The organism is Cupriavidus sp. GA3-3 (genome assembly GCF_000389805.1).
Lineage (GTDB): Bacteria > Pseudomonadota > Gammaproteobacteria > Burkholderiales > Burkholderiaceae > Cupriavidus > Cupriavidus necator_D.
In genome coordinates, this window is record NZ_KB944470.1 from 173,790 (window position 1) to 195,194 (window position 21,405).

The following is a 21,405-nucleotide window of genomic DNA, read 5'->3' on the forward strand; positions in this document are numbered from 1 at the left end:
CCTGATGCTGCGCTGCACATGGTATCGGCCTTGCTCTGTTCACCTGCATCAACACTCTGCCTGGTGCTTAGCCATGTTCCGCCGCCTTGGTCGCTGCCTTGCCTGCCTGCTGTTGCCGTGCCTCGGCCTGGTCCATGCGGGCGCAGCGCTGGCCGAGGGCGCGCACGGGTATCCGTCGCGGCCGATCACGCTGGTGGTGCCATGGCCAGCGGGCGGCGCCACCGATATCTCCATGCGCATCCTGGCGGAGCTGGCCGGGCGCGAGCTGGGGCAGCCGGTCGTGGTGGAGAACCGGCCGGGCGCCGGCGGCACGCTGGTGGGAGGCTTGCTTGCCGCGGCGCGGCCGGACGGCTACACCATCGGCCAGCTGCCGCTGACGGTATATCGCTTCCCGCATCAGCAGAAGACCGCCTGGCAGCCGCTGCGCGACATCCAGCCGGTGCTGATGATCTCGGGCTATACCTTCGGCATCGTGGTGCCCGCAGACAGCCCGTTACGCTCGCTGCGCGACCTGGTCGCCTGGGGCCGCGCGCATCCGGGCGAGCTGACCGTGGGCTCCACCGGCATCGGCACCACCGCCCATCTGGCGATGGAGGACGTGCTCGGGCGCAGCGGCGTGCGCTATATCCACGTGCCGTATCACGGCACCGCTGACCAGATGCTGGCCGTGGCCAACGGTTCGCTGATGGCGGGGGTCAATTCCACCGGCTTCGCGCCTTTCGTCGAGACCGGCAAGCTGCGCTTGCTGGCCGTGTTCAGCGCGCAGCGCTCACCGCGCTGGCCCGAGGTGCCGACGGTAAGCGAGCTGGGCTTTGCCGATGCGGTTCATAACTCGCCCTACGGCATCGGCGTGCCGCGCGGCACCGATCCGGCAATCGTCCGCCGCCTGCATGACGCATTCCGTGCCGCGATGCAGCAGCCGCGCCACCTTGCGGAACTGGCCAGGTACGACCAGGAGCTGACCTACCTGAATACCGCGCAATACGATGACTTCCTGCGCCATGCGTGGGAGACCGAGCGGAGCTTTGCCGAGCGCGTGGGCACCGCGCGGCCCAGGGGGCAGCTGTGATGGCCATGCAAGCGCCGCCGGCGCTGTGCTGCGATGCCGTGCGCAAGGCCTTTGGCAGCCGCGTGGCCCTGGATGGGGTCTCGCTCAGCGTGCGGCGCGGCGAGTTCGTGGCACTGCTCGGCCCCAACGGGGCGGGCAAGACGACGCTGTTCCAGATCCTCAGCGGTCTGTTCGTGGCCGATACCGGGCAGGTCACGGTCATGGGCAGCGACATGCGGCGCGATCCGGTGCGCGCGCTGGCGCGGCTGGGCATCGTGTTCCAGCAGCCGGCCATCGACCTGGACCTGCCGGTGCTGGCCAACCTGCGCTTTCACGCGGACCTGCACGGGCTGCCGCGCGGCGTGGCGGCGCTGCGCATCGCCCGGCTGCTCGATGACTTCGGGCTGGCGGCGCGTGCGCGCGCACCGGTGCGCGAGCTTTCGGGCGGCAACCGGCGCAAGGTGGAACTGGCGCGCGCGCTGCTGCATGAACCGGCCATGCTGCTGCTGGACGAGCCGACGGTGGGGCTGGACCCGGCCTCGCGTGCGCAACTGGTGGCCGATGCGCGGCGCCTGACGGCGCGGGCGCAGGCCGGCGTGCTGTGGGCCACCCACCTGGTGCAGGAGGTGGAGCACGCCGACCGCGTGATCGTGCTGGACCGCGGCACCGTGCGTTTCGACGGCACCCCGGCCGCACTGCGCGGCGCCGCGGCGTGCGACACCCTGGAGGGCGCCTTCCTGGCCATGACGCCGCCGGCCCCTGTCACTGACCCGGCCGCGAGGCGCGTACCCGCATGAACAAGATGCCATCTCCCCGCTGGTTTGCCGGCGCCTTGCTGCTGGTCACGACGCTGCTGGTTGCCGCCGGCCTGGCCGAAGGCGCGCAGGGCGGGGCCGCGCGACCCGCCGGCCAGGCTGGCAACCAGGTCTTTGTCTCGAGCGAGAAGGACGATGCCCTCGCCGTCTTCGATGCCCGCAGCCGGCAGCTGGTCGCGGTATGGCGGCAGTGCAAGCGCCCGCGCCACCTGCAACTGTCGCCCGACCGGACGCGCCTGTACGTGGCCTGCAGCGACGACAACCGGGTGGATGTGGTCGACGTGGCCAGCCGCAAGACCGTGGCATCGCTGCCGGTGGGGGACGATCCGGAGTTGTTCGATCTCAGCCAGGACGGCCGCACGCTCTATGTCTCGAATGAAGAGGACGGGCTGCTGTCGGCCTACGACACGGCGTCGGGCAAGCGCGTGTTCGCGGTCAGGGTGGGCGAGGAGCCGGAGGGCGTCAAGGTCAGCGCCGACGGCAGGCATGTGTACGTGACCTCGGAGGTGGCCAACCTGGTCCATGTCATCGACGTGGCCTCGCGCAAGGTGATCCGCAATATCCAGGTCGGCAACCGGCCGCGGCGGCTGCTGCTGGTGCGCGACGGCAAGGAGCTGTGGGTATCCAACGAGCTCTCGGCCAGCGTCAGCGTGATCCGTACCGATACCTTCGAGGTGGCCCAGACCATCGCCTTCGCGCCGCGGGGCTTTCGCGCCGAGGACGTGACCCCGGTGGGCATGGCGGCCAGCGGCGACGGCACGCGCGCCTATATCGGGCTCGGCCGCGCCAACCATGTCGCGGTGGTCGAGGTGGCGTCGCGCCGGGTGCAGGACTATGTGCTGGTCGGCCGCCGCGCATGGGGGCTGGCGCTGAGCCGCGACAACGCGCGGCTTTATGTCGCCAACGGCCTGTCCGACGATGTCAGCGTGGTGGACACCGCCAGCCGCAAGGCGGTGGCCACGCTCAAGGCGGGCCGGGTGCCGCATTCGGTGGCGATCGATGACTGAGCGCTCGCGTGCGTGGTGGCAGTGGTGGCGTGCCGGGCTGGGCGCCGTGGCGCTGGCGTGGCTGCCTGCCGCGGTGCACGCTGCCGAGGTGCGCGTGGCGGTCGTGTCGCAGGCCGACGACGCGCGCTATGCGCCCCGGCGCCTGGCGCAGCGCTATCCCGGCCAGCCGCAGGGCCGTGCGCTCGACGGCGCCCAGGTGGCGGCCGCCGAAGCGCGCGTGGCGCTCGGGGCCGCGGGCCAGTCGCTCAGGCTGGAAGCACAGGAAGCCCGCACTGAAGCCGAGGTGGCCCCGCTGGTCGCGGCGCTGGCGCGGCAGGGCACGCGCTATATCCTGCTGGACCTGCCGCCGGCATCGGTCAGGGCGGCCACGGGCGCGGTCAAGCCGGGCGAGGCCTTGTTGTTCAACGTGTCGGCCGACGACGACGCGTTGCGCGGCGCCGGCTGCGCGCCGGTGCTGCTGCACACGCTGCCCAGCCTGCGCATGCGCGCGGATGCGCTGATGCAGTACCTGGCACTGCGCAAATGGCGCCGCGCCCTGCTGCTGAGCGGCCCGTCCGCGGCCGATGCGGCGCAGCGCGACGCGCTGGTGGCGTCGGCGCGGCGCTTTGGCATTGCCTGGTCGGCGCAGCGCGCCTTCCGGCTGTCCAACGACCCGCGTGAGCGCGACCAGGCCAACCTCGGCCTGCTGACCGGCGGCGTGGACTATGACGTGGTGGTGGTGGCCGATGCCGACGGCGAGTTCGCCCGCGGCGTGCCCTATGCCACGCTGCTGCCGCGCCCGGTGGTGGGCGCCGGCGGGCTGGGCGCGCAGGCGTGGCACTGGGCCTGGGAGCGCAATGGCGGGCCGCAGCTCAACCGGCGCTTCATGCGCGCGGCGGGCCGTCCGATGACCGGCTACGACTGGGCTGCCTGGGTGGCGGTCAAGGCCATTGCCGAGAGCGTGGCGCGCCTGCCGGGGGCCGGGTTTGCCGGACAGGCGCAGGCGCTTGCCGCCGGGCAGGTGGTGGTGGACGGCTTCAAGGGGCCGCCGCTGTCGTTCCGCCGCTGGGACCGCCAGCTGCGCCAGCCGGTGTTGCTGGCCCACCCCGACGGCGTGGCCGGCATGGCCCCGGTGGAAGGCGTGTTGCATCCGAAGAACAACCTCGACACCCTGGGCGCCGATGAAGCCGACACGGCGTGCCGGGCCCCATCCGCGTAGCGCACCCATGGCCTCCATCCTGATCCATCGCTGGCGCGCGCTGCGCGCGGTTTGCGGGCGCGAGCTGCGCAAGTACCTGCGCCAGCCCGGGCGCCTGCTGTCGTCGCTGGTGCGCCCGCTGCTGTGGCTGCTGGTGTTTGCCGCGGGCTTCCAGAACGCGCTGGGCGTCGCCATTGCGCCGCCCTATGACACCTACATCGAATACAAGGTCTACGTGGCGCCCGGACTGCTGGGCATGATCGCGCTGTTCAACGGCATGCAGTCGTCGCTGGCCATGGTGTACGACCGCGAGATGGGCGTGATGCGGCTGCTGCTGACCGCGCCGCTGCCGCGGGGCTGGCTGCTGGCTTGCAAGCTGGCGGCGGGTACGGTGCTGTCGCTGCTGCAGATGGCCGCGTTCCTGCTGGTGGCGATGGCCTTCGGCATCCGCTTCGAGTCCCTGCACCTGCTGGCGGCGACGGGCGCCATGGCGCTGGCCGCGCTGATGCTGGGTGCGCTGGGCCTGCTGCTGTCGGTCCATGTGCGCCAGCTCGAGAACTTTGCCGGCACCATGAACTTCGTGATCTTTCCGATGTTCTTCATCAGCTCGGCGCTGTATCCACTGTGGAAGCTGCAGGAGTCGGGCGCGGAGCTGGTGTACCAGCTGGCCCGCTTCAATCCCTTCACCCACGCGGTCGAGGCGATCCGCTTTGCGCTGTACGGGCAGGTGGCGCCGCTGAGCCTGGCGGTGGTGGCGGGCAGCGCGGTGGTGTTCTTCGCGCTGGCGCTGCAGGGCTACGACCCGCAGCGCGGCATGGCGCGCCGGGGGCAGCAGGCATGAGGCGGCGGACGCGGGGCATGCTCCTGCTGATGGCGGCCGCACTGGGCCTGGCCAGTCCGGCGGTAGCGGCTGCCGGGGCAGCGGGCGCCGTCATCGCGCACAGCGATCCGCTGCAGTCGCCGCAATGGGCCTGGATCCACAAGGAGCTGCTGCAGTCTGGCCCGGTGGTGTTCGACAGCCGCGTCAGGGTGACCGGGCCGGCGTTTGCGGAAGACCCCATGCGCGTGCCGATCGCCTTCGATGCCTCGGCGCTGGGCGAAGTGGATCGCATCGTGGTGGCGGTCGACCGCAACCCGATCCGCGAGGTGCTGGCGTTCGAACCGCTGCGGGTGCGCCCGTCGCTGTCGTTCCGCTTCAAGCTGGAACAGGCTTCGCCGGTGCGGGTGGCGGCGCGCACGCGCGATGGCACCTGGCATGTCGGCAGCGTGCTGGTCGATGCCGGCGGCGGGGGCTGTACGGTGCCCGGCGCCACCCGCCGCGACGGCAGCTGGAGCCGCACGCTCAATCGCGTGGACGCGCGCGTGTTCCCGGGCTTCGGCGGGGCCGCGGCACGCGTGCGGCTGCGCGTGATGCATCCGATGGATACCGGACTGGCAGCGGGCATCCCGGCGTTCTATATCGAGACCCTGGTTCTTGCCGACGCGGCCCGGCAGCCGCTGCTGCGCCTGACGCTGCATGAGCCGGTTGCCGAGAATCCGATCTTCTCCTTCGACCTGCGCGATGCCGTGCCGCCGGGCATGACGGTGGCCGGCCACGACAACAACGGCAACCGCATCGCGGCGCGGGTGTCACCATGAAGCGGCGATTGCTACTGTGGTTGCTGCTATGCCTGGCGGGCCAGCCCGTGCCGGCGGCATTCGCCCAGCAGGCCGCGCTGCAGCCTCCTGACTATCGCCTGGCCCCGCGCGAGATCGCCGCGGGCGTGTGGCTGCTGGAAGGCGCCAATGCCGACTTCGCGCCCGGCAACGGCTGCAACATCATCAATACGGCGTTCATCGACACCGGCGACGGCGTGGTGGTCATCAACACCGGCCCGTCGCGGCTGTATGGCGAGCAGCAGCGCAAGGCGATTGCATCGGTCACGGCCGCCCCGGTGCGGCTGGTGCTGAACCTGAACCTGCATCCCGACTATTTCTTCGGCAACCAGGCCTATGCCGATGTGGGCGGCAGCGCCCTGGCCGGCACCATCGACGGGGCGCGGCGCGAGGGCGCCGCTTATGCCGACAATCTCTACCGCCTGTGCGGCGACTGGATGCGCGGCACCGAGCCCGTGCCGGCTGCGCACGCGCTGGCGCCGGGCCGGCTCACGATCGGGCGCCATACGCTGGAGCTGGTGCGCCTGGACGGCCATACCGGCGACGACCTGGTGGTGCTGGACCACAGCGCGGGCGTGGTCTTTGCCGGCGGGCTGGTGTTCCGGCAACGCATTCCGACCACGCCGCACGCGGATATCGGCCGCTGGCTGGCCAGCCTGGGCCGGCTGCAGGCGCTGCTGGCCGACAGCGGGGCGCGCGCGCTGGTCCCCAGCCACGGGCCAGTGCCTGCGGCCGGCGGCGGCGCTGAGGCCATCGCGCAGACGCGCGGCTACCTGCAATGGCTGGACACGCGCCTGCGCGAGGCCGCGGCGCAAGGGCGGGACCTGGCCGAGGTCATGGCGATGCCGGTGCCGCAGCCCTACGCGCACTGGGCCGCGATGCCCGCGGAGTACCTGCGCAACGTCGGCCATCTCTACCCGGCGCGTGAGGAAGCCGCGCTTGGCCACTGACGCCGGCCAGCCGAGGCGGGCTGTTCAGTTCTGGAGCAACTGCAACGCAGTGTTGCGCGCTGGCACGGCCGTCATCACGCAACCGGGCCGCAACCGGCGTGCTGGTGCGGGGATGCGACTGGCATGGGAATTGCCAAAGGCGTGTCTGGTGGGTGGCGCAGTGGCGCACCTGGGAAACCCAAAACAAGAGAGGAGATGGCAATGAGGACGTTACGAGTAGTGATGGCGGTTGCGGCTGCCGCGGCCAGTCTGGCCGCGCAGGCGGCTGTGACCGATGCCATGATCGAGAACGACGCAAAGAGCCCCGGCGATGTGTTGTCGTGGGGCATGGGCCCGCAAGGCCAGCGCTATTCCACGCTGTCGCGCATCAATACGAAGAACGTCGGGCAGCTGGTGCCGGCGTGGTCGTTCTCGTTTGGCGGCGAGAAGCAGCGCGGGCAGGAATCGCAGCCGCTGATCCATGACGGCAAGATGTTCGTGACGGCCTCGTATTCGCGCATCTATGCGCTGGACCTGAAGACCGGGCGCAAGCTCTGGAAGTATGAGCACCGGCTGCCCGAAGGCATCATGCCGTGCTGCGACGTGGTGAACCGCGGTGCGGCACTCTACGACAACCTGGTGATCTTCGGCACGCTCGATGCGCAGCTGGTGGCGCTGGACCAGAAGACCGGCAAGGTGGTGTGGAAGGAGAAGCTGGAGGACTACGCCGCCGGCTATTCGTACACGGCGGCGCCCATGATCGTCAAGGGCATGGTGCTGACCGGCATCTCGGGCGGCGAGTTCGGCGTGGTGGGCCGGGTCGACGCACGCGATGCCAAGACCGGGCAGCTGGTGTGGTCGCGGCCGGTGGTCGAAGGCCATATGGGCTACAAGTACGACAAGGACGGCAACAAGACCGAGAACGGCGTGACCGGCACCGCCAACGCAAGCTGGCCGGGCGAGACCTGGAAGACCGGCGGCGCCGCCACCTGGCTGGGCGGCACCTACGATCCGGCCACCGGGCTGGTGTACTTCGGCACCGGCAATCCGGGGCCGTGGAACAGCCATATCCGCAAGGGCGACAACCTCTACTCGGCCTCGACGGTGGCGCTGGATCCCGCCACCGGCAAGATCGCCTGGCACTACCAGAACACCCCGAACGACGGCTGGGATTTCGATGGCGTCAATGAGTTCGTGACCTTCGACCTGGACGGCAAGCGCATGGGCGGCAAGGCCGACCGCAACGGCTTCTTCTACGTCAACGACGCGGCCAGCGGCAAGCTGGTCAACGCCTTCCCCTTCGTCAGGAAGATCACCTGGGCCACCGGCATCGACCTGAAGAGCGGCCGCCCCAACTACATCGCCGAAGGCCGCCCCGGCGACCCCGCCGCCGGCAGCGACGAGAAGAAGGGCAAGTCCGTGTTTGCCGCGCCGGGCTTCCTTGGCGGCAAGAACCAGCAGCCGATGGCCTACAGCCCGCAGACCGGCCTGTTCTACGTGCCCGCCAACGAGTGGGGCATGGATATCTGGAACGAGCCCATCAGCTACAAGAAGGGCGCTGCCTTCCTGGGCGCGGGTTTCACCATCCGTCCGCTGAACGAGGACTATATCGGCACGCTGCGGGCCATCAACCCCAAGAGCGGCAAGATCATGTGGGAGGTCAAGAACAGCGCGCCGCTGTGGGGCGGGGTGATGACCACCGCCGGCGGGCTGGTGTTCTGGGGCACGCCGGAAGGCTACCTGAAGGCGGCCGACGCCAGGACCGGCAAGGAGCTGTGGCAGTTCCAGACCGGCAGCGGCGTGGTGGCGCCCCCGGTCACCTGGGAAGAGAACGGCGAGCAGTACGTGGCGGTGGTGTCCGGCTGGGGCGGCGCGGTGCCGCTGTGGGGCGGCGAGGTGGCCAAGCGCGTGAACTTCCTGGAGCAGGGCGGCTCGGTGTGGGTGTTCAAGCTGCACAAGAGCTGAGCTGGCGGGAGATGACACTGCCAGGCGCCCGCATCGCATCATGGGTGCGATGCGGGCGCCGGGCGCGGGTGCAACAGGATGAAACGGGACTCAGGTATGAAGAAGGAATGGATGGCGCTGGCGGTGGCGTCGGCGCTGCTGCCGGGCGCGGCGCTGGCCGGCACGGCCGCCGACATGCAGGCCCTGGCCGACAAGAGCGGCTGCTTTTCCTGCCATGGCATGCAGTCAAAGCTGGTGGGCCCGGGGTTTGCCGAGGTGGCTGCCAAGTACAAGGGCGACAGCCAGGCGGCGGAGCGGCTGGCAAAGAAGATCCGCGAAGGCGGCAAGGGCGCGTGGGGGCGGATTCCGATGCCGCCGCATGGCAGCCTTGCTGAGGACGATGCGAAGAAACTGGCGGAGTGGGTGTTGAGTGCCAGCTGAGGCCGGCGACTGTCTTGACGATGCCGGCATGCCGGCAAGGAACCCCGGCTGGCGCCTGCCATGCCGGGGTTTTTCCTTTCTTAGCGCTGGCCGCTGCTCAGCCGCAGCGAGTTGCCATCGCTGCGAAATACCATCGCTTGCTCGCGCGCCTGCGCCACGGCCAGCCGGCCCTGCAGCACGATCTCGCTGACCTTGTCGTGCGCGCCGGAGCGCTCGCACACGGGGTCCGTGGCGGTGGCGTCGCCGGTGACCAGGAACGCCTGGCAGCGGCAGCCGCCGTAGTCCTGCTCGCGCTGGTCGCAGGAACGGCAGGGTTCCTGCATCCACTGCGTGCCGCGGAAACGGCGGAAGGCATCGCTTTCGGTCCAGATCTCGCGCAGCCCCTGCGTGGCGACATTGGGCAGCGCCAGGCCCGGCAGCATGCGCGCCGCGTGGCAGGGCAGCGCGGTGCCGTCCGGCGCCACGCCAAGGAAGGTGGTGCCCCAGCCGTTCATGCACTTCTTGGGCCGCGCCTCGAAGTAATCAGGCACGACGAACAGGATCTGGCATTGCCTGCCGATGCGCGCGCGGTACTGCCGGACCACGGCCTCGGCCTCGCGCAGCTGCTCATGGGTGGGCAGCAGCGCCAGCCGGTTCTCCCAGGCCCAGCCGTAGTACTGCGTGTTGGCCAGTTCCAGGTATTCGGCGCCCATCTGCAGGGCCATCTCGATGATGGTGCCGACATGCGGCAGGTTATGCCGGTGCAGCACGCAGTTCATCACCATCGGATAGCCGTGCGCCTTGATCATGCGCGCCACGCGCTGCTTCAGGTCGAAGGTGCGGGTGCTGGACAGGAAGTCGTTGAGCTCGCGGGTGGAGTCCTGGAACGACAGCTGGATATGGTCCAGGCCGGCGTCGCGCAGGGCGGCAAGGCGGGCGTCGGTCAGGCCCACGCCCGAGGTGATGAGGTTGGTGTAGAAGCCCAGGCCATGCGCATGCCTGACCAGTACTTCAAGGTCCTTGCGCAGCAGTGGTTCGCCGCCGGACAGCCCGAGCTGCACCGCGCCCAGCGCCCGCGCCTGGCTGAACACGTCGCACCATTGCACGGTGCTCAGCTCGGCCGTATGCCGGGCATAGTCCACCGGGTTGGAGCAGAAGGCGCAATGCAGCGGGCAGCGGTAGGTCAGCTCGGCCAGCAGCCACAGCGGCGGGCCGGGCGCGGCCTCAGACCAGCCAGCCGCGTTCGATCGCATGTTTGACAAAGGCATGTACCTCCGGGGCGATTCCCTGCACGCCAAACGCGGCCTGCAGGTCGTCGATCAGCATGTCCAGCGTGTGGCTGCCGTCGCAGCGCTGCAGGATCGCGGCGGCGCTGTCGTTGAGGGTGACCATGCCTTCCGGGTACAGCAGCACCCAGCTTTGCTGGGAGGCTTCCCATTGCAGGCGAAAGGTCCGGTGCAGGGTCGGTCTGGCGAGGTCTTGCGTGCTGGCTGTCATGGGTTGGCTTGCTGGATGGCGTCGAGCATCGACCAGAGCACGTCGAGCTTGAACTGCAGGATGTCGAGGGCGCGCTGCTGTTGCGCCGCGCTGCGGAAATGGCCCAGCGTCACGCGCAGGCCATGGTCCACGTCGCGCTGCGCGAGCGGAATGCGAGAGCGGAAGTAGTCCAGCCCGGCGGCCTCGATCCACGGGTAATGCGTGGGCCAGCCGGCCAGGCGTTCCTTGTGGATTGCGGGCGCGAACATCTCCGTCAGCGACGAGCACACGGCTTCCTGCCACGGTGCGCGGCGCGCAAAGTTGACGTAGGCATCGACGGCAAAGCGCACCCCGGGCAGCACGTGCCGGTGGCTCAGCAGTGCTTCGCGCTCCAGGCCCACCGCCTGGCCCAGGCGCAGCCAGGCCTCGATGCCGCCGGGCTGGGTGTCGGTGCCGTCGTGGTCAAGGATGCGCACCACCCACTCGCGGCGGGTGTCGCGCTCGGGGCAATTGGACAGGATGGCGGCGTCCTTCAGCGGGATGTTGTCCTGATAGTAGAAGCGGTTGGTCACCCATGCGCGGATCTGCGCGGGCGAACACTGGCCTGCCGCCATGCGCTGGTTGAAGGGATGGTGGATGTGGTAGCCGCTTTCCCTGGCGCGCAGGCGGGCCTCGAACTCGGCCTCGGTCCAGGCGATGGGGGGGATGGGGAGGATGGCAGTTGTCATAGGGCGATTTCCATGCCGTCGTACGCCACCTCGATGCCATGCCGCGCCAGCTCTGCGCGCTCGGGCGAGTCTTCCACCAGCACCGGGTTGGTATTGTTGATATGGATAAGAATCTTGCGGCTGGCGGGCAGCCGCTCCAGGACCTCGATCATGCCGCCGGGTCCCGACAGGGCCAGGTGGCCCATGTCGGCGGCGCTCTTGCCCGAGAAGCCAGGCGCCTGCATCTCGTCGTCGCGCCAGAAGGTGCCGTCGACCAGCACGATGTCGGCGCTGTGCAGCTCGGCAAAGACGTGGTCGTCGATGCGGCCCAGGCCGGGCGCATAGAAGGCGCTGCGGCCGCTGCGGCGGTCTTCGATGCGCAGGCCGATGTTGTCGCCCGCGCGCGGCGCATGGCGGTTGGGCGAGTAGGGCGGGGCCTTGCTCTCCAGCGGTATCGCCGTCAGTGTCAGGCCGTCCAGCGGCGGGACTGAAAACGCGGTGCCGTCGCAGGGCAGGGCATGCGTCCGCAGTCCGCAGTAGTGCGACAGGATGCGCGTCAGCGGGAAGGCGGCGCCCAGGTCGTCCAGCACGGCGGCGGTGGCATAGAGCGGCAGCGCCTGGCGGTGTTCGCGCAGCATCAGCAGGCCGGTGACGTGGTCGATCTGCGCATCCATCAGCACGACCGCGGCGATGGCGGTGTCGCGCGGCGCGCGCGCGGGCTGCAGCGCGGGTGCCTGGCGCAGCTGCTGCAGGATATCGGGCGAGGCATTGACCAGGATGGCATCAGGCCCGTCGCCCGTCAGCGCGATCGAGGATTGCGTGCGCGGCGTGGCGCGCACCGTGCCGCGGCGCACGCCGTCGCAGTTGTGGCAGTTGCAGTTCCACTGCGGAAAGCCGCCGCCGGCGGCCGACCCCAGTACCCGGATGCTTGTCATGGCGTGAGCGCTTGGTGTTGGGTCATGGCTTCACGGGGCAGGCGCCAGGCCTGGCGTCTGCCTGCGTTGGTTGTGCTTGCGGTCCGCGGCTTGCCTGTCGGCGCAGCGCCGGTCGCAGGCGCCGCGGCACCGCGGCACCCTCAGCGGTTGGCGATGTACATCGTGATTTCAAAGCCAAGCCGCAGCTCGGTGTAGGCGGGGGTGGTCCAGCGCATGTCTCTCTCCTTGGGTGGCATGGTTAGTGAATATCGTTGTGCAGCGGCGCCTGGCTGCCGCCCGACTGCCGCATCCCTTCAAGGCAACATCCATGCCCGACGCATCAACGATTTCTGCCGGCTTTTCCGACGCGGCCACCACCTTCCACCTGCGTACGCCCGATGCCCAGCGCGTGCATGTGCGGCTGGCCGGCGCCGCGGACGGCGAGCCGTGGCTGGTGCTGCATGGCGGGCCGGGCAGCGGCTGCTCTGCCGCCATGGCGCAGTGGTTCGACCCGCGGCGGCACCGCGTGGTGATGCCGGACCAGCGCGGCGCCGGCCGCTCCAGGCCGGCCGGCTGCCTGCGCCGCAATACCGTGGGCGCGCTGCTGGCCGACCTGGAGCAGCTGCGCCGCGCGCTGGGCATCGAGCGCTGGGGCGTGGTGGGCGGATCATGGGGTGCAGCACTTGCCCTGGCGTACGCGGCGCAATGCCCGCACGCCGTGGCGGCGCTGGTCCTGCGCGGCTCCTTCCTGACCGGCCGCGACGATGTGCTCGCGCTGTTTTCACCGCGCCATGGGGGCCGCCGCATGTTGCATTGCGTCAAGGCATGGGGCGAGCGCTTGCCCGATGCGCGCGCGCGGCTGCTCACTGTGTCACGGCTGTTGCAAAGTGGTACGCCTGTTCAAAAACGGGACACTGCCGCGGCGTGGCAGGCGAGCGAACAGGCGTGGTTGGGTCTTTCCCCTGCGTCGCATTCGCGCCGGCAGCGGCGGCCTGAGCGCATGGCCGCGGTGAACAAATACCGGATCCAGGCGCACTACCTGCGCAACCGGGCCGGACTGGGCAAGCCGGCCCTGCTCAGCGCGGCGCGGGTCATCGGCGCGCATGGCCTGCCGGTGACGCTGCTGCATGGCCGCGCCGACAAGGTCTGCCGTCCCGCCAACGCGCTGCGCCTGCAGGCCGCCATGCCGGGCGCAAGGCTGGCCTGGGTGGACGGCGGACACCTGGCGGCAGGGGCCATGCGCGACGCCCTGGTGGCCGCGATCCGCGCCGCGGGCTGGCAGCGGTGATGCCCACGACGCGGCGCGGCTTTCTTGGCGCCACGCTTGCGCTGGCCATGAACGGCTGGCGCCCGGCGGCCGCTGCCGGCACGCGGGTCACGCTGGAGCGGCTGCAGCCAGGCGTGTACGTGGCCCGCGCCGGCAATGCCGAAGTGGCGCGCGCCAACGCCGCCGAAGTGGTGCCGACCCTGGTCCACCTGAGCGGTGCGGGCGTGCTGGTGGTGGACCCCGGGCCGCAGGCGGCGTGGGGCGGTGCGCTGCTCGGCGCCATCCGGGCGCTGACGCCGCAGCCCGTGCGTTGGGTGGTCAACACGCATGCCCACCCGGAGAACGTGCTGGCCAATGCCGCGTTCGCACGGCTGCGGCCCCGGCCCGTGTTCCTGGCCTCCGCCGCCACGGCTGCGCTGATGCGGCAACGCTGCGCGGCCTGCCTGGCCCGCATGGCGACGCTGCTCGGGAACGGTGCCATGCGCGGCGCCGCGATAGTCTTGCCGGAGCCCGCGCTGCAGCCCGATGGCTGGCTGCACACCGGCGCTACCGCCTGGCAGGTGCAGGTTTATGCGAATGCGCACAGTGCCTCGGATACGGTGCTGTACGCGCCGCAGCTGCAGCTGCTGTGTGCGGGTGGCCTGGCTTACCGCGAGCGCGTGCCGGAGATGCACGAGGCCTCGCTGCAGGGGTGGCGCCGTGCGCTGCGGCGGCTGCAGGAGCTGCCGGCGCGCACGGTGGTGGGCACCGCGGCGGGCACGCCCGCCCAGACGCTGGCGCCGACGCTGGCTTACCTGGATGCGCTGGCGCACGGAATCGGCGCCGCGCTGGCCGCGGGCAGCGATGCCTCGCGCGCCAATGACGCCGTGGCGGCGGTGCCGTTTCGGCACTGGCGCCATTTCCAGTCGCGCCACCCGCTGAACGTGCAGCGCGCCTGGCGCGAGCTGGAAGACCTGTGGATGCAGGGCGAGCCGCTGGCCTGAGCGCGGGGGGCTGCCCTGGTGCGTGGCCCGAATCAGCCGGCCTGGTGGGGCAGCCCGCGGGCCTCTTCCATTTTCCGGTAGACCGTATTGCGCGAGATCCCCAGCGCCTTGGCCGCCGCAGAGATGTTCCCGTTGTGCGCCTTGACCGTGGCGACAATGGCCATGGCCTCGACATCGGCCAGCCGCGTGGGCTGCGCGCCCGGCAACATATGGGCCGCGGGCACCGCCGCATGCCCCTGGCGCTCGCGCAGGTCATCGAGGAAGTCGTCGGGCAGGTGGTCCTCGGTGATCTCGGCTTCGCCTTCGGCCATCAGCCGCGCGGTGCGCAGCAGGTTGCACAGCTGGCGGATATTGCCCGGCCAGTGGTAGCGGCGGAACATCTCCATCACCGACTCGCGGATGCGGGGCGGCTCGCCGGGTTGCACGCCCGCCTGGTCCTGGCGCAGCAGCCTGGCGGCCACCGCGTCGAGGTCGCCGCGCTCGCGCAGGGCCGGCAGCCGCACCACCAGCCCGTTGAGGCGGTAGTAGAGGTCTTCGCGGAACTGGCCGTTGGCGACCAGGTCACGCAGGTTGCGGTTGGTGGCGCATACCACCGAGACGTCGACATGGATGACCTTGCTGCTGCCCAGCGGCGACACCGCGCGTTCCTGCAGCGCGCGCAGCAGCCGTCCTTGCAGATGCAGCGGCATGTCCCCGATCTCGTCCAGGAACAGCGTGCCGCCGTTGGCCAGCAGCATCTTGCCGATGCCGCCCTTCTTGCGGGCGCCGGTGAAGGCGCCTTCTTCATAGCCGAACAGCTCGGACTCGATCAGGGTTTCCGGGATGGAGGCGCAGTTCACGGCAATGAAGGGCCCGGCATGGCGCGGGCTGTCGGCGTGGATGGCGCGCGCCATCAGTTCCTTGCCGGTGCCGGTCTCGCCCAGCACCATCACCGGAATATCCTTGCCGATGACCTTGCGCAGCTTGCCGATGACCGCGCGGATCTGCGCGTCGCCCGTGTCCAGGTCGTCCAGCCCGGGTGAGCGGGCGGGGCCTGCGGCCAGGCTGCGCGGTGCGGCGGCCGTGCCAGGCTGGACTGCTTGGCCGGCATCGGTGTTGCCCGGCAGCGATGCGGCGGGTGACTTCCATTCGACCCGGGCGCTGACCTTGACGCCGCTCGGCAGGTGCAGCTGGACGATGCCCGCATGAGCCGCGCGCACCGTGTCGAACAGCTGCGACATCGACAGCCCGAACAGCGAAGAGAAGGTGTGCGCATGCAGGGCGCCATTGGACAGGCCAAGCTGGAACTGCCCGCTGCGGTTGGCTGACAGGAAGCGCCCGCCGGGCGTGAAGGAGACGATGCCCTCGACCAGCGTGCCCAGGAACTCCGCGCGCGAATGGAAGCGGATGCACACCATGTCACGGAAGGCGTTGCCGAACAGCTGGTTCTCGATCATCTGCGCCGACATCCGCACCAGCGCCATGGTGTGCTTGTGGAAACCGCGCTGGTCGCCGGTCACATCCAGCGCCCCCACGGTCTTGCCGTAAGGGTCGAGGATGGTCATGCACGAGCAGGTCAGGAACTGGTTGGCCTCCAGGAAGTGGTCGGCGCCGTGTACCAGCGTGGCCCGGTTCTCGGCCAGGGCCGTGCCGATGGCGTTGGTGCCGCGGCGCGCTTCCGACCACTCCGCGCCCGGGCGCAGCGCGACCTGGTTGGCCCGGGCCAGAAAGTCGTCATCGCCCATCGAGTGCAGGATCAGGCCATCGGCGTCGGTCAGGATGACCATGCTCTGCGTATTCACGATCTGGTCGTAGAGCGTTTCCATCACCGGCAGCGCATAGGCGAACAGCGACTGGCTACGCTCGATCCGCGTTTTCAGCTCGCTCTGCAGCACCGGGCAGAAGTCGGGCGATTCATAGGGACGCAGGCCATAGGACTCGGAACGCTGGTGGGCCTGGGCAATCAGTTGGTCGCGCTCGGGCTGCCCTGTGTCACCCGGGGCGCCCGCCGCGGGGCGGGCCGGTTCCGGCTGGAAGGTCATTTCTCTGTCTCCTGTGGAAAGTCCGCCCGCGGTCTTTGCGCGGGTCGCTGTCGGCGCCTTCGCCGGGCGCATGGTCGACAGTGTTGCGTCATGAAGCAAAACACTTGCCAGGGTGTGGCAATCCGGGACACCCGTGCCGCGATGCTGCGTTGCAGACAACGATGGCGGCGCGGCGAAGCCTGCTTTCAGGCGCCTCCGGGCCTGGTCCGGCTGGCTGGTATGGCTCTTGCGGAAACAGGGCAAACAACCAAGACCCGTCCACTGTAGGAGACATCCATGAAAACGCAGCGCCGCCTGCTTGCCTTGCTCGCGCTTTGCGCGTCCCTGACCGCCCTCCCGGCCGGCTCCGTGCTGGCCCATGGCGACGTCACGCCCCAGGCCGTCGATACCAAAGCGTTACCACAACTGGGCGACGAATGGCGCCCGGACAATCCCTACCGTAGCGGTGATGCGCACAAGGAGGCTCTGCGGATCGGCAGCTCGGCCTATAACCAGAACTGCGCGCGCTGCCATGGCCTGGAAGCGGTGTCAGGGGGCATCGCGCCGGACCTGCGCAAGCTGGACGGCGACTGCGTCTCGCTGGCGGATGCAAAGAAGAAGCAGGCGTGCATGAGCGAGATCTCGCAGTTCTACACCACCACCGTGCGCAAGGGCCGCACGCGCGACGGCCGCGTCTACATGCCGCCGTTCGACGGCGTGCTGAGCCAGGAGGCGGTGTGGGCCATCAAGACCTACCTGGAGTCGCGCCACGAGTAAGAGGCGGTTGCGCCGGCAGTCCTTCACGTTGTCCAGCCCCGGCCCGCAGTGCCGGGTCAACGCATCTTTCAGGAGCCATCCCATGCCCGCCAGCCCTGTCTGCGGCCCCAGGCATTCCGTGTCCCCCATGCCGGCGGCGCCGGCCGGCGCCGTGCGCTGGCTGTGCGGCGCCATGCTGGCTGCCGCCGCGCTCTTCTGCGCGCAACCGGCCCAGGCCGACCTGGCCAGGATCCGCCAGACCGGCACCCTCAAGGTGGCGGTCTACAAAGGCTTGCCGCCGTTCTCCGCGATCGCGGGCAGTCAGGCCGCGGGCATCGACGTGGCCCTGGCCAGGGCACTGGGCAAGGAACTGGGCCTGTCGGTGGCGCTGATGCCGTTCGATGCCGATGAAAGCATGGCTGACGACTTGCGTGCCATGGTCTGGCGCGGCCATTACCTTGGTTACGGACCGGCCGACGTAATGCTGCACGTGCCGGTCGACCGCGCCTTCATGCGCGAGAACGACAAGGCGCTGATCTTCGCGCCGTACTACCGCGAGACCTTCGTGCTGGTGCAGGACCGCGAGCGCGTGCCGGCGGTGCGCGGCCTGGAAGACCTGGCCGGGCAGCCGACCGGCGCCGCAGCCGGTTCGGCCGGGGCCAATGCGCTGCTGTCCGGCGCGGGCGGCGCCTTGCGCGACAAGGTCAGGATCTACCCCGAAGCCGACGCGGCATTGCGCGCGCTGTTCTCCGGCGAGATCGCGGCGGCGATGGTGACGCGCGCCCAATACGAGAGCGCGCTCAAGGCCGCGGGGCAATCCGGGGCGCGCTTTGCCGCGACGGAACCCAGCGCGCCGCTGCTGCCGCAGCGCGGGTGGGCCGTCGGCATGGCGGTCAAGGCAGGCGAGCGGGAACTGGCCGAAGCGCTGGAAAAGGCGTTGAGCGCGCTGCGCAGCAATGGCGAACTGGCGCGCATCTTTGCCGGCTACGGGGTGTCGATGCAGGCGCCGTGAGGGTGGCTGGCGGGCGCCTCACCTGGCCGGCCTGGCGGCCCGTGCAAGCGGCAGCGTCTGCAGGCGCTCGGCAACGATATTGCGGATCGCCTGCGGCGCGTCCAGGTCGTCCAGCATGCGCGGCCAGTTGGCATGCGCCAGCGCGACGGCTTCCTTGACGGCGGCGGTCGCAATGCGCCGCGGGACGCCGGCCTTCTCCGCGATGGTCTCGTACGTTGCCAGGGTTTCTTCACGCTGCCGCCTGTCGATGGCAACGTTCTGGCCATAGGTCGCAAAGCCGGGAAGCGCGGCCACGCAGACGATGTCGTACGCCGGTGACAGTTCTGGCAGGACCCCGTTGTGATAGGTCACCGAGAAGTTCTTCAGGTGCGCATCGCTGTTGCCGATCAGCGTGTTGACCGCCTGGCGCAGGAAGAACTGCCGCGCATGCTCGACCCCGCTCGGGCTCAGGCGATACAGGGCGGCAACGAGCTGAATGTAGCTCTCGATGCCGGCGTACTTCTTCGCTGGCATCCTGCCCAGCATCTGGCAGCCGTCTTCGGCGTGCACACGCCCGGCCGGGGTGCGGTCAAACCTGTCCACCGCAAGGTAGTGCAGGTTTTCGCCCAGCGATTCAACCAGTCCCTCGACCTCGATGGTCGAGACGGGCAGTACTCTTGTCGGCGCGACATGGACGCCGGCGGCAGCCGCGAGCTGCATCGAGATCGATTCGTTGAACACCTGCGAATCATCGTTCCTGGCAGGAAGCTTGGCGATGATGTCGGACAGCCTGCCCTTGGCTGGCAGAGTGTAGCGCTTGTCCTGCAGCACCGTCGACAGGGCCAGCTTGTTCTGCACGCCGGACACCGAGGCCGCGCCCTGGGTGGCGCCCTCCACCACGGCAATTTCCAGGTTGTCCGCGCCGCCGGTCACGCCATACGTCCGCGCATACTCCGGCAACGCGCCGATGTCCGCCGGCACGATGACGACGGCCCCCGGGAGATCATTGCCGGCCGATGCCAGGATGCCGAAATCATCCTTGTCATCGGGATTGCTCCGCGTTGCCTCGAGCCGCTTGCGCAGTTCGCCCTCGGGCAGCAGGCCGGCAAAGTAGGGCGGCAGTTCATGGCCCGTGCTGTAGACGGCAGGATGGAAGGGGTTGTCCAGCACCTCGGCGGTGGCCTTGCGGCCGGCCTCGGTCGGGACGCTGATCGACAGGCTCAGCGTGGGGCGGCGCGTGTCGCCCCGGAAGGCTTCGGATGGCACGAACCGGACATTGCCGCTGGCCTCGCACAGGTAGCCGCATAACTGGTCGTACAGCCGGACCTCAAGAAAGCGCGGATGCAGTTCGTAGCTCATTCCTGGTCCAGGAAGATGTCGACTGCGCTGCGGGCGCTGCGGTCGGGCCCGCTGCCTTTGCCTTCCAGGACTTGCCTGACTTCCTGTGCCCGCTCGTTGGGCACCAGGACCCATTCTGCGTCCAGGGCGGCCGCCAGGGCTTCGAGGGTGGATGCGCGGCTGTCCTTCTTCCCCAGCAGGATCGCCGACAGGTTCTGGCTTGCCATGCCCAGCACCCGCCCGATCTCGGTCAGGGTCTTGCCTCTGGCTTCACGCATGTCGCGGCACTGAGAAACTAATGACATAGCATTATTTCATTGATATATGCATGCCTTAGTATGATACATCGGCGCGCCGATAGCCAGGCGCGTATCATTCGATAGTAGCCTCTATTCAATGAAGTAATGCTATCGAATTATTTTCTATTGCGGACCGCCGTCCGGAATGAAACCGGGTGGAGCAAATGAAGACGGGCCGCCGCCCGCCCGTCTCACTTCCCCGGTGTCCCCCAGGCCACCCCTTGCCGCTACCCCTTGCGCTGGCACCCGATACTGTATAAATATACAGTTATCGTAAATCTACTAGTTCCTCGCCATCCCCGGCGAGCGACGCCAACTCCACATGACTGCGCAATCGCACGCAGCCCCGCCCATGGCGGCGGAGGGCCTTCTTTTCCCTGCGCCGGCGCCCCCGGTCTCGCGCCAGCAGGCGCTGTCGGCGCTCGAGCAGCGTTATCCCGGGCTGTGGCGGGCCGGCCAGCTGGGCCGTGCCGGCGGTGCGGCGGTATGCCCGACCGGATATGACGCGCTGTCGGCCGAGCTGCCCGGCGGCGGCTGGCCGGCGGGCGGGCTGACGGAGCTGCTGACGGCGCAGGGTGGAGCGGGCGAGCTGCGCCTGCTGCTGCCGGCGCTGGGCGCGCTGGCCGGGGCCGGGCGCCGTATTGCGCTGGTGGCGCCGCCTTACCTGCCCAATGCGATGGGGCTGGCCGCGGCCGGCCTGCCGGCGCGCCAGCTCTACTGGATGCGTCCCCCGGCCGGCGCCGGCAAGGCCGCGCAGCAGGCCGACATGCTGTGGGCGGCCGAGCAGGTGCTGCGCAGCCAGGCCTTTGGCGGCGTGCTGGTCTGGCTGCCCGCGGCCCGCCCCGAGGCGCTGCGCCGCCTGCAGGTGCTGGCGCAGGCCGGCGACGCGGTGGCATGGGCGCTGCGCCCGGCCACGGCGCTGCGCGAGTCGTCGCCGGCGGTGCTGCGGCTGCTGCTGGCGCCGCTGCCCGGCAATGTGCTGTCGATCACCTTCCACAAGCGGCGCGGGCCGGTGCGGGACACGCCGCTGCTGCTGCGCCTGGACGGGATGGCAGCGGCCACGCGCGCAGCCGCCTGGCCTGTCCCGGCAGGAGCACCTGCCTTGTCTGAATCGTCTTCTCCATCTTCTTCCGATGCCGTACTGGATCGCGGTGCACCTGCCGCGCCTGCCCCTGGACGCCCTGCAGCCCAGCTGGCCTGAGCTGGCGCCCGCCGTGAGCCCGCCTGCCGCCACCGCCACGCTGCACCATGCGCTGCCGGTGGCGGTGATGGCGCGCGAGCAGGTGGTGCTGGCCAACGGCCCGGCGATGCAGCTCGGCGTGCGCTACGGCATGCGCCGCGGCGGCGTGCAGGCGCTGTCGGCCGACATCGTGCAGCTGGAGCGCGACCTGGCCGCGGAAGCTTCGTTGATGGAGGCGGTGGCGCTGGCGCTGCTGCATTTCACGCCGGGCGTGACCGTCGACGAGGAACCGGAGTCGGCCACGGTGATGCTGGACGTCACCGCCAGCCTGCGCCTGTTTGGCGGCCACCGCGCGCTGTGCCGCGCGGTGCGTGCCTGCGTGCGCCAGCTTGGCACCTTTGCCCAGGTGGGCTCAGGCCCGACCGCGCACGGCGCCGCGTGGCTGGCGCGCCAGCCGCTGCGGCGCACGCGGCGCGGCGTGGTGCGGCCCGGGCGCCG

22 protein-coding genes and 1 pseudogene are annotated in these 21,405 nt (G+C 69.9%); 15 read left to right on the forward strand and 8 right to left on the reverse strand.

Annotated elements, in window-relative coordinates; translation table 11 throughout:
- The first annotated feature begins 73 nt into the window (after window positions 1-73).
- From C265_RS09855 to C265_RS09895, 9 genes are all read left to right on the forward strand, one after another.
- On the forward strand, window positions 74-1,069 hold the full coding sequence (locus C265_RS09855) for a tripartite tricarboxylate transporter substrate binding protein (protein WP_010809765.1): 996 nt from the start codon (window positions 74-76) through the stop codon (window positions 1,067-1,069).
- Window positions 1,069-1,845, forward strand: coding sequence for an ABC transporter ATP-binding protein (locus C265_RS09860; RefSeq protein WP_010809766.1), 777 nt, complete (start codon window positions 1,069-1,071; stop codon window positions 1,843-1,845). Before C265_RS09855 ends, C265_RS09860 begins: the two co-directional genes overlap by 1 nt.
- Window positions 1,842-2,870, forward strand: coding sequence for a PQQ-dependent catabolism-associated beta-propeller protein (locus C265_RS09865; RefSeq protein ID WP_010809767.1), 1,029 nt, complete (start codon window positions 1,842-1,844; stop codon window positions 2,868-2,870). The genes C265_RS09860 and C265_RS09865 overlap by 4 nt, the downstream gene beginning before the upstream one ends.
- A complete protein-coding gene (locus C265_RS09870) occupies window positions 2,863-4,068 on the forward strand; it encodes a hypothetical protein (protein WP_010809768.1) in 1,206 nt (401 codons plus the stop codon). The genes C265_RS09865 and C265_RS09870 overlap by 8 nt, the downstream gene beginning before the upstream one ends.
- Window positions 4,069-4,075: 7 nt before the next feature.
- Window positions 4,076-4,888, forward strand: a complete 813-nt coding sequence (locus tag C265_RS09875) for an ABC transporter permease (protein ID WP_010809769.1) — start codon at window positions 4,076-4,078, stop codon at window positions 4,886-4,888.
- A gap of 17 nt (window positions 4,889-4,905) precedes the next feature.
- Window positions 4,906-5,685, forward strand: a complete 780-nt coding sequence (locus tag C265_RS09880; protein ID WP_010809770.1) for a quinoprotein dehydrogenase-associated SoxYZ-like carrier — start codon at window positions 4,906-4,908, stop codon at window positions 5,683-5,685.
- Window positions 5,682-6,653: a quinoprotein relay system zinc metallohydrolase 1 gene (locus C265_RS09885; protein WP_037024015.1), complete on the forward strand. Its 972-nt coding sequence runs from the start codon at window positions 5,682-5,684 to the stop codon at window positions 6,651-6,653. The genes C265_RS09880 and C265_RS09885 overlap by 4 nt, the downstream gene beginning before the upstream one ends.
- Window positions 6,654-6,854: 201 nt before the next feature.
- Window positions 6,855-8,597 carry a PQQ-dependent methanol/ethanol family dehydrogenase gene (locus C265_RS09890; protein WP_010809772.1) on the forward strand — a complete coding sequence of 581 codons (1,743 nt, stop codon included), beginning with the start codon at window positions 6,855-6,857 and terminating at the stop codon, window positions 8,595-8,597.
- Window positions 8,598-8,693: 96 nt separating this feature from the next.
- Window positions 8,694-9,017, forward strand: coding sequence for a c-type cytochrome (locus C265_RS09895; RefSeq protein WP_010809773.1), 324 nt, complete (start codon window positions 8,694-8,696; stop codon window positions 9,015-9,017).
- 80 nt (window positions 9,018-9,097) lie between these two features.
- Here the strand turns inward: C265_RS09895 and pqqE are convergent, their stop codons facing one another.
- From pqqE to pqqA, 5 genes are all read right to left on the reverse strand, one after another.
- Window positions 9,098-10,249: a pyrroloquinoline quinone biosynthesis protein PqqE gene (pqqE, locus tag C265_RS09900; protein WP_010809774.1), complete on the reverse strand. Its 1,152-nt coding sequence runs from the start codon at window positions 10,247-10,249 to the stop codon at window positions 9,098-9,100.
- Window positions 10,221-10,493, reverse strand: a complete 273-nt coding sequence (gene pqqD, locus C265_RS09905) for a pyrroloquinoline quinone biosynthesis peptide chaperone PqqD (RefSeq protein ID WP_010809775.1) — start codon at window positions 10,491-10,493, stop codon at window positions 10,221-10,223. The genes pqqE and pqqD overlap by 29 nt, the downstream gene beginning before the upstream one ends.
- The gene (gene pqqC, locus C265_RS09910; protein WP_010809776.1) at window positions 10,490-11,200 is read right to left on the reverse strand and encodes a pyrroloquinoline-quinone synthase PqqC; all 711 of its coding nucleotides are present in this window, start codon (window positions 11,198-11,200) and stop codon (window positions 10,490-10,492) included. The genes pqqD and pqqC overlap by 4 nt, the downstream gene beginning before the upstream one ends.
- Window positions 11,197-12,114, reverse strand: coding sequence for a pyrroloquinoline quinone biosynthesis protein PqqB (gene pqqB / locus C265_RS09915; RefSeq protein ID WP_010809777.1), 918 nt, complete (start codon window positions 12,112-12,114; stop codon window positions 11,197-11,199). The genes pqqC and pqqB overlap by 4 nt, the downstream gene beginning before the upstream one ends.
- A 140-nt stretch (window positions 12,115-12,254) precedes the next feature.
- Window positions 12,255-12,329: a pyrroloquinoline quinone precursor peptide PqqA gene (gene pqqA / locus C265_RS09920; RefSeq protein ID WP_010809778.1), complete on the reverse strand. Its 75-nt coding sequence runs from the start codon at window positions 12,327-12,329 to the stop codon at window positions 12,255-12,257.
- A 92-nt stretch (window positions 12,330-12,421) separates the two neighbouring features.
- On the opposite strand from pqqA, the gene C265_RS09925 reads away from it, so the two are divergent.
- Window positions 12,422-13,381, forward strand: coding sequence for an alpha/beta fold hydrolase (locus C265_RS09925; RefSeq protein ID WP_010809779.1), 960 nt, complete (start codon window positions 12,422-12,424; stop codon window positions 13,379-13,381).
- Window positions 13,381-14,343 (forward strand): MBL fold metallo-hydrolase, encoded by a 963-nt coding sequence (locus tag C265_RS09930; protein WP_010809780.1) that lies wholly within the window; start codon window positions 13,381-13,383, stop codon window positions 14,341-14,343. The genes C265_RS09925 and C265_RS09930 overlap by 1 nt, the downstream gene beginning before the upstream one ends.
- A gap of 32 nt (window positions 14,344-14,375) precedes the next feature.
- On the opposite strand, the gene C265_RS09935 is transcribed toward C265_RS09930, so the two are convergent.
- A complete protein-coding gene (locus tag C265_RS09935) occupies window positions 14,376-16,364 on the reverse strand; it encodes a sigma-54-dependent Fis family transcriptional regulator (protein ID WP_010809781.1) in 1,989 nt (662 codons plus the stop codon).
- Between the two features lie 276 nt (window positions 16,365-16,640).
- On the opposite strand from C265_RS09935, the gene pedF reads away from it, so the two are divergent.
- Together pedF and C265_RS09945 are read left to right on the forward strand one after the other, a co-directional pair.
- Window positions 16,641-17,120 (forward strand): cytochrome c-550 PedF, encoded by a 480-nt coding sequence (gene pedF, locus C265_RS09940; protein ID WP_010809782.1) that lies wholly within the window; start codon window positions 16,641-16,643, stop codon window positions 17,118-17,120.
- A gap of 82 nt (window positions 17,121-17,202) precedes the next feature.
- Entirely contained in the window at window positions 17,203-18,111 is a 909-nt protein-coding gene (locus tag C265_RS09945) for an ABC transporter substrate-binding protein (protein ID WP_081645113.1), read from the forward strand.
- An 18-nt stretch (window positions 18,112-18,129) separates the two neighbouring features.
- Here the strand turns inward: C265_RS09945 and C265_RS09950 are convergent, their stop codons facing one another.
- Both C265_RS09950 and C265_RS09955 read right to left on the reverse strand, forming a co-directional pair.
- Window positions 18,130-19,449: a type II toxin-antitoxin system HipA family toxin gene (locus C265_RS09950; RefSeq protein ID WP_010809784.1), complete on the reverse strand. Its 1,320-nt coding sequence runs from the start codon at window positions 19,447-19,449 to the stop codon at window positions 18,130-18,132.
- Window positions 19,446-19,706 carry a helix-turn-helix domain-containing protein gene (locus C265_RS09955; protein WP_010809785.1) on the reverse strand — a complete coding sequence of 87 codons (261 nt, stop codon included), beginning with the start codon at window positions 19,704-19,706 and terminating at the stop codon, window positions 19,446-19,448. Before C265_RS09955 ends, C265_RS09950 begins: the two co-directional genes overlap by 4 nt.
- 343 nt (window positions 19,707-20,049) lie before the next feature.
- Here C265_RS09955 and imuA point away from each other — a divergent pair, with 343 nt between their 5' ends.
- Together imuA and C265_RS09965 are read left to right on the forward strand one after the other, a co-directional pair.
- Window positions 20,050-20,928, forward strand: a complete 879-nt coding sequence (imuA, locus tag C265_RS09960; RefSeq protein WP_011616987.1) for a translesion DNA synthesis-associated protein ImuA — start codon at window positions 20,050-20,052, stop codon at window positions 20,926-20,928.
- Window positions 20,861-21,405: pseudogene (locus tag C265_RS09965) on the forward strand (DNA polymerase Y family protein); the annotation flags it as partial. The gene imuA and the pseudogene C265_RS09965, both read left to right, overlap by 68 nt.

Bases quoted from the DNA above. Each gene is read 5' to 3' on its own strand.
- C265_RS09885 (WP_037024015.1), top strand. From the start codon at position 5,682: ATGAAGCGGCGATTGCTACTGTGGTTGCTGCTATGCCTGGCGGGCCAG.
- C265_RS09925 (WP_010809779.1), top strand. From the start codon at position 12,422: ATGCCCGACGCATCAACGATTTCTGCCGGCTTTTCCGACGCGGCCACC.
- C265_RS09890 (WP_010809772.1), top strand. From the start codon at position 6,855: ATGAGGACGTTACGAGTAGTGATGGCGGTTGCGGCTGCCGCGGCCAGT.
- C265_RS09945 (WP_081645113.1), top strand. From the start codon at position 17,203: ATGCCCGCCAGCCCTGTCTGCGGCCCCAGGCATTCCGTGTCCCCCATG.
- C265_RS09875 (WP_010809769.1), top strand. From the start codon at position 4,076: ATGGCCTCCATCCTGATCCATCGCTGGCGCGCGCTGCGCGCGGTTTGC.
- C265_RS09955 (WP_010809785.1), bottom strand. From the start codon at position 19,706: ATGCGTGAAGCCAGAGGCAAGACCCTGACCGAGATCGGGCGGGTGCTG.
- C265_RS09860 (WP_010809766.1), top strand. From the start codon at position 1,069: ATGGCCATGCAAGCGCCGCCGGCGCTGTGCTGCGATGCCGTGCGCAAG.
- C265_RS09930 (WP_010809780.1), top strand. From the start codon at position 13,381: ATGCCCACGACGCGGCGCGGCTTTCTTGGCGCCACGCTTGCGCTGGCC.
- C265_RS09870 (WP_010809768.1), top strand. From the start codon at position 2,863: ATGACTGAGCGCTCGCGTGCGTGGTGGCAGTGGTGGCGTGCCGGGCTG.
- C265_RS09855 (WP_010809765.1), top strand. From the start codon at position 74: ATGTTCCGCCGCCTTGGTCGCTGCCTTGCCTGCCTGCTGTTGCCGTGC.
- pqqE (WP_010809774.1), bottom strand. From the start codon at position 10,249: ATGCGATCGAACGCGGCTGGCTGGTCTGAGGCCGCGCCCGGCCCGCCG.
- pqqD (WP_010809775.1), bottom strand. From the start codon at position 10,493: ATGACAGCCAGCACGCAAGACCTCGCCAGACCGACCCTGCACCGGACC.
- imuA (WP_011616987.1), top strand. From the start codon at position 20,050: ATGACTGCGCAATCGCACGCAGCCCCGCCCATGGCGGCGGAGGGCCTT.
- pedF (WP_010809782.1), top strand. From the start codon at position 16,641: ATGAAAACGCAGCGCCGCCTGCTTGCCTTGCTCGCGCTTTGCGCGTCC.
- pqqB (WP_010809777.1), bottom strand. From the start codon at position 12,114: ATGACAAGCATCCGGGTACTGGGGTCGGCCGCCGGCGGCGGCTTTCCG.
- C265_RS09935 (WP_010809781.1), bottom strand. From the start codon at position 16,364: ATGACCTTCCAGCCGGAACCGGCCCGCCCCGCGGCGGGCGCCCCGGGT.
- C265_RS09950 (WP_010809784.1), bottom strand. From the start codon at position 19,449: ATGAGCTACGAACTGCATCCGCGCTTTCTTGAGGTCCGGCTGTACGAC.
- C265_RS09865 (WP_010809767.1), top strand. From the start codon at position 1,842: ATGAACAAGATGCCATCTCCCCGCTGGTTTGCCGGCGCCTTGCTGCTG.
- C265_RS09895 (WP_010809773.1), top strand. From the start codon at position 8,694: ATGAAGAAGGAATGGATGGCGCTGGCGGTGGCGTCGGCGCTGCTGCCG.
- pqqC (WP_010809776.1), bottom strand. From the start codon at position 11,200: ATGACAACTGCCATCCTCCCCATCCCCCCCATCGCCTGGACCGAGGCC.
- C265_RS09880 (WP_010809770.1), top strand. From the start codon at position 4,906: ATGCTCCTGCTGATGGCGGCCGCACTGGGCCTGGCCAGTCCGGCGGTA.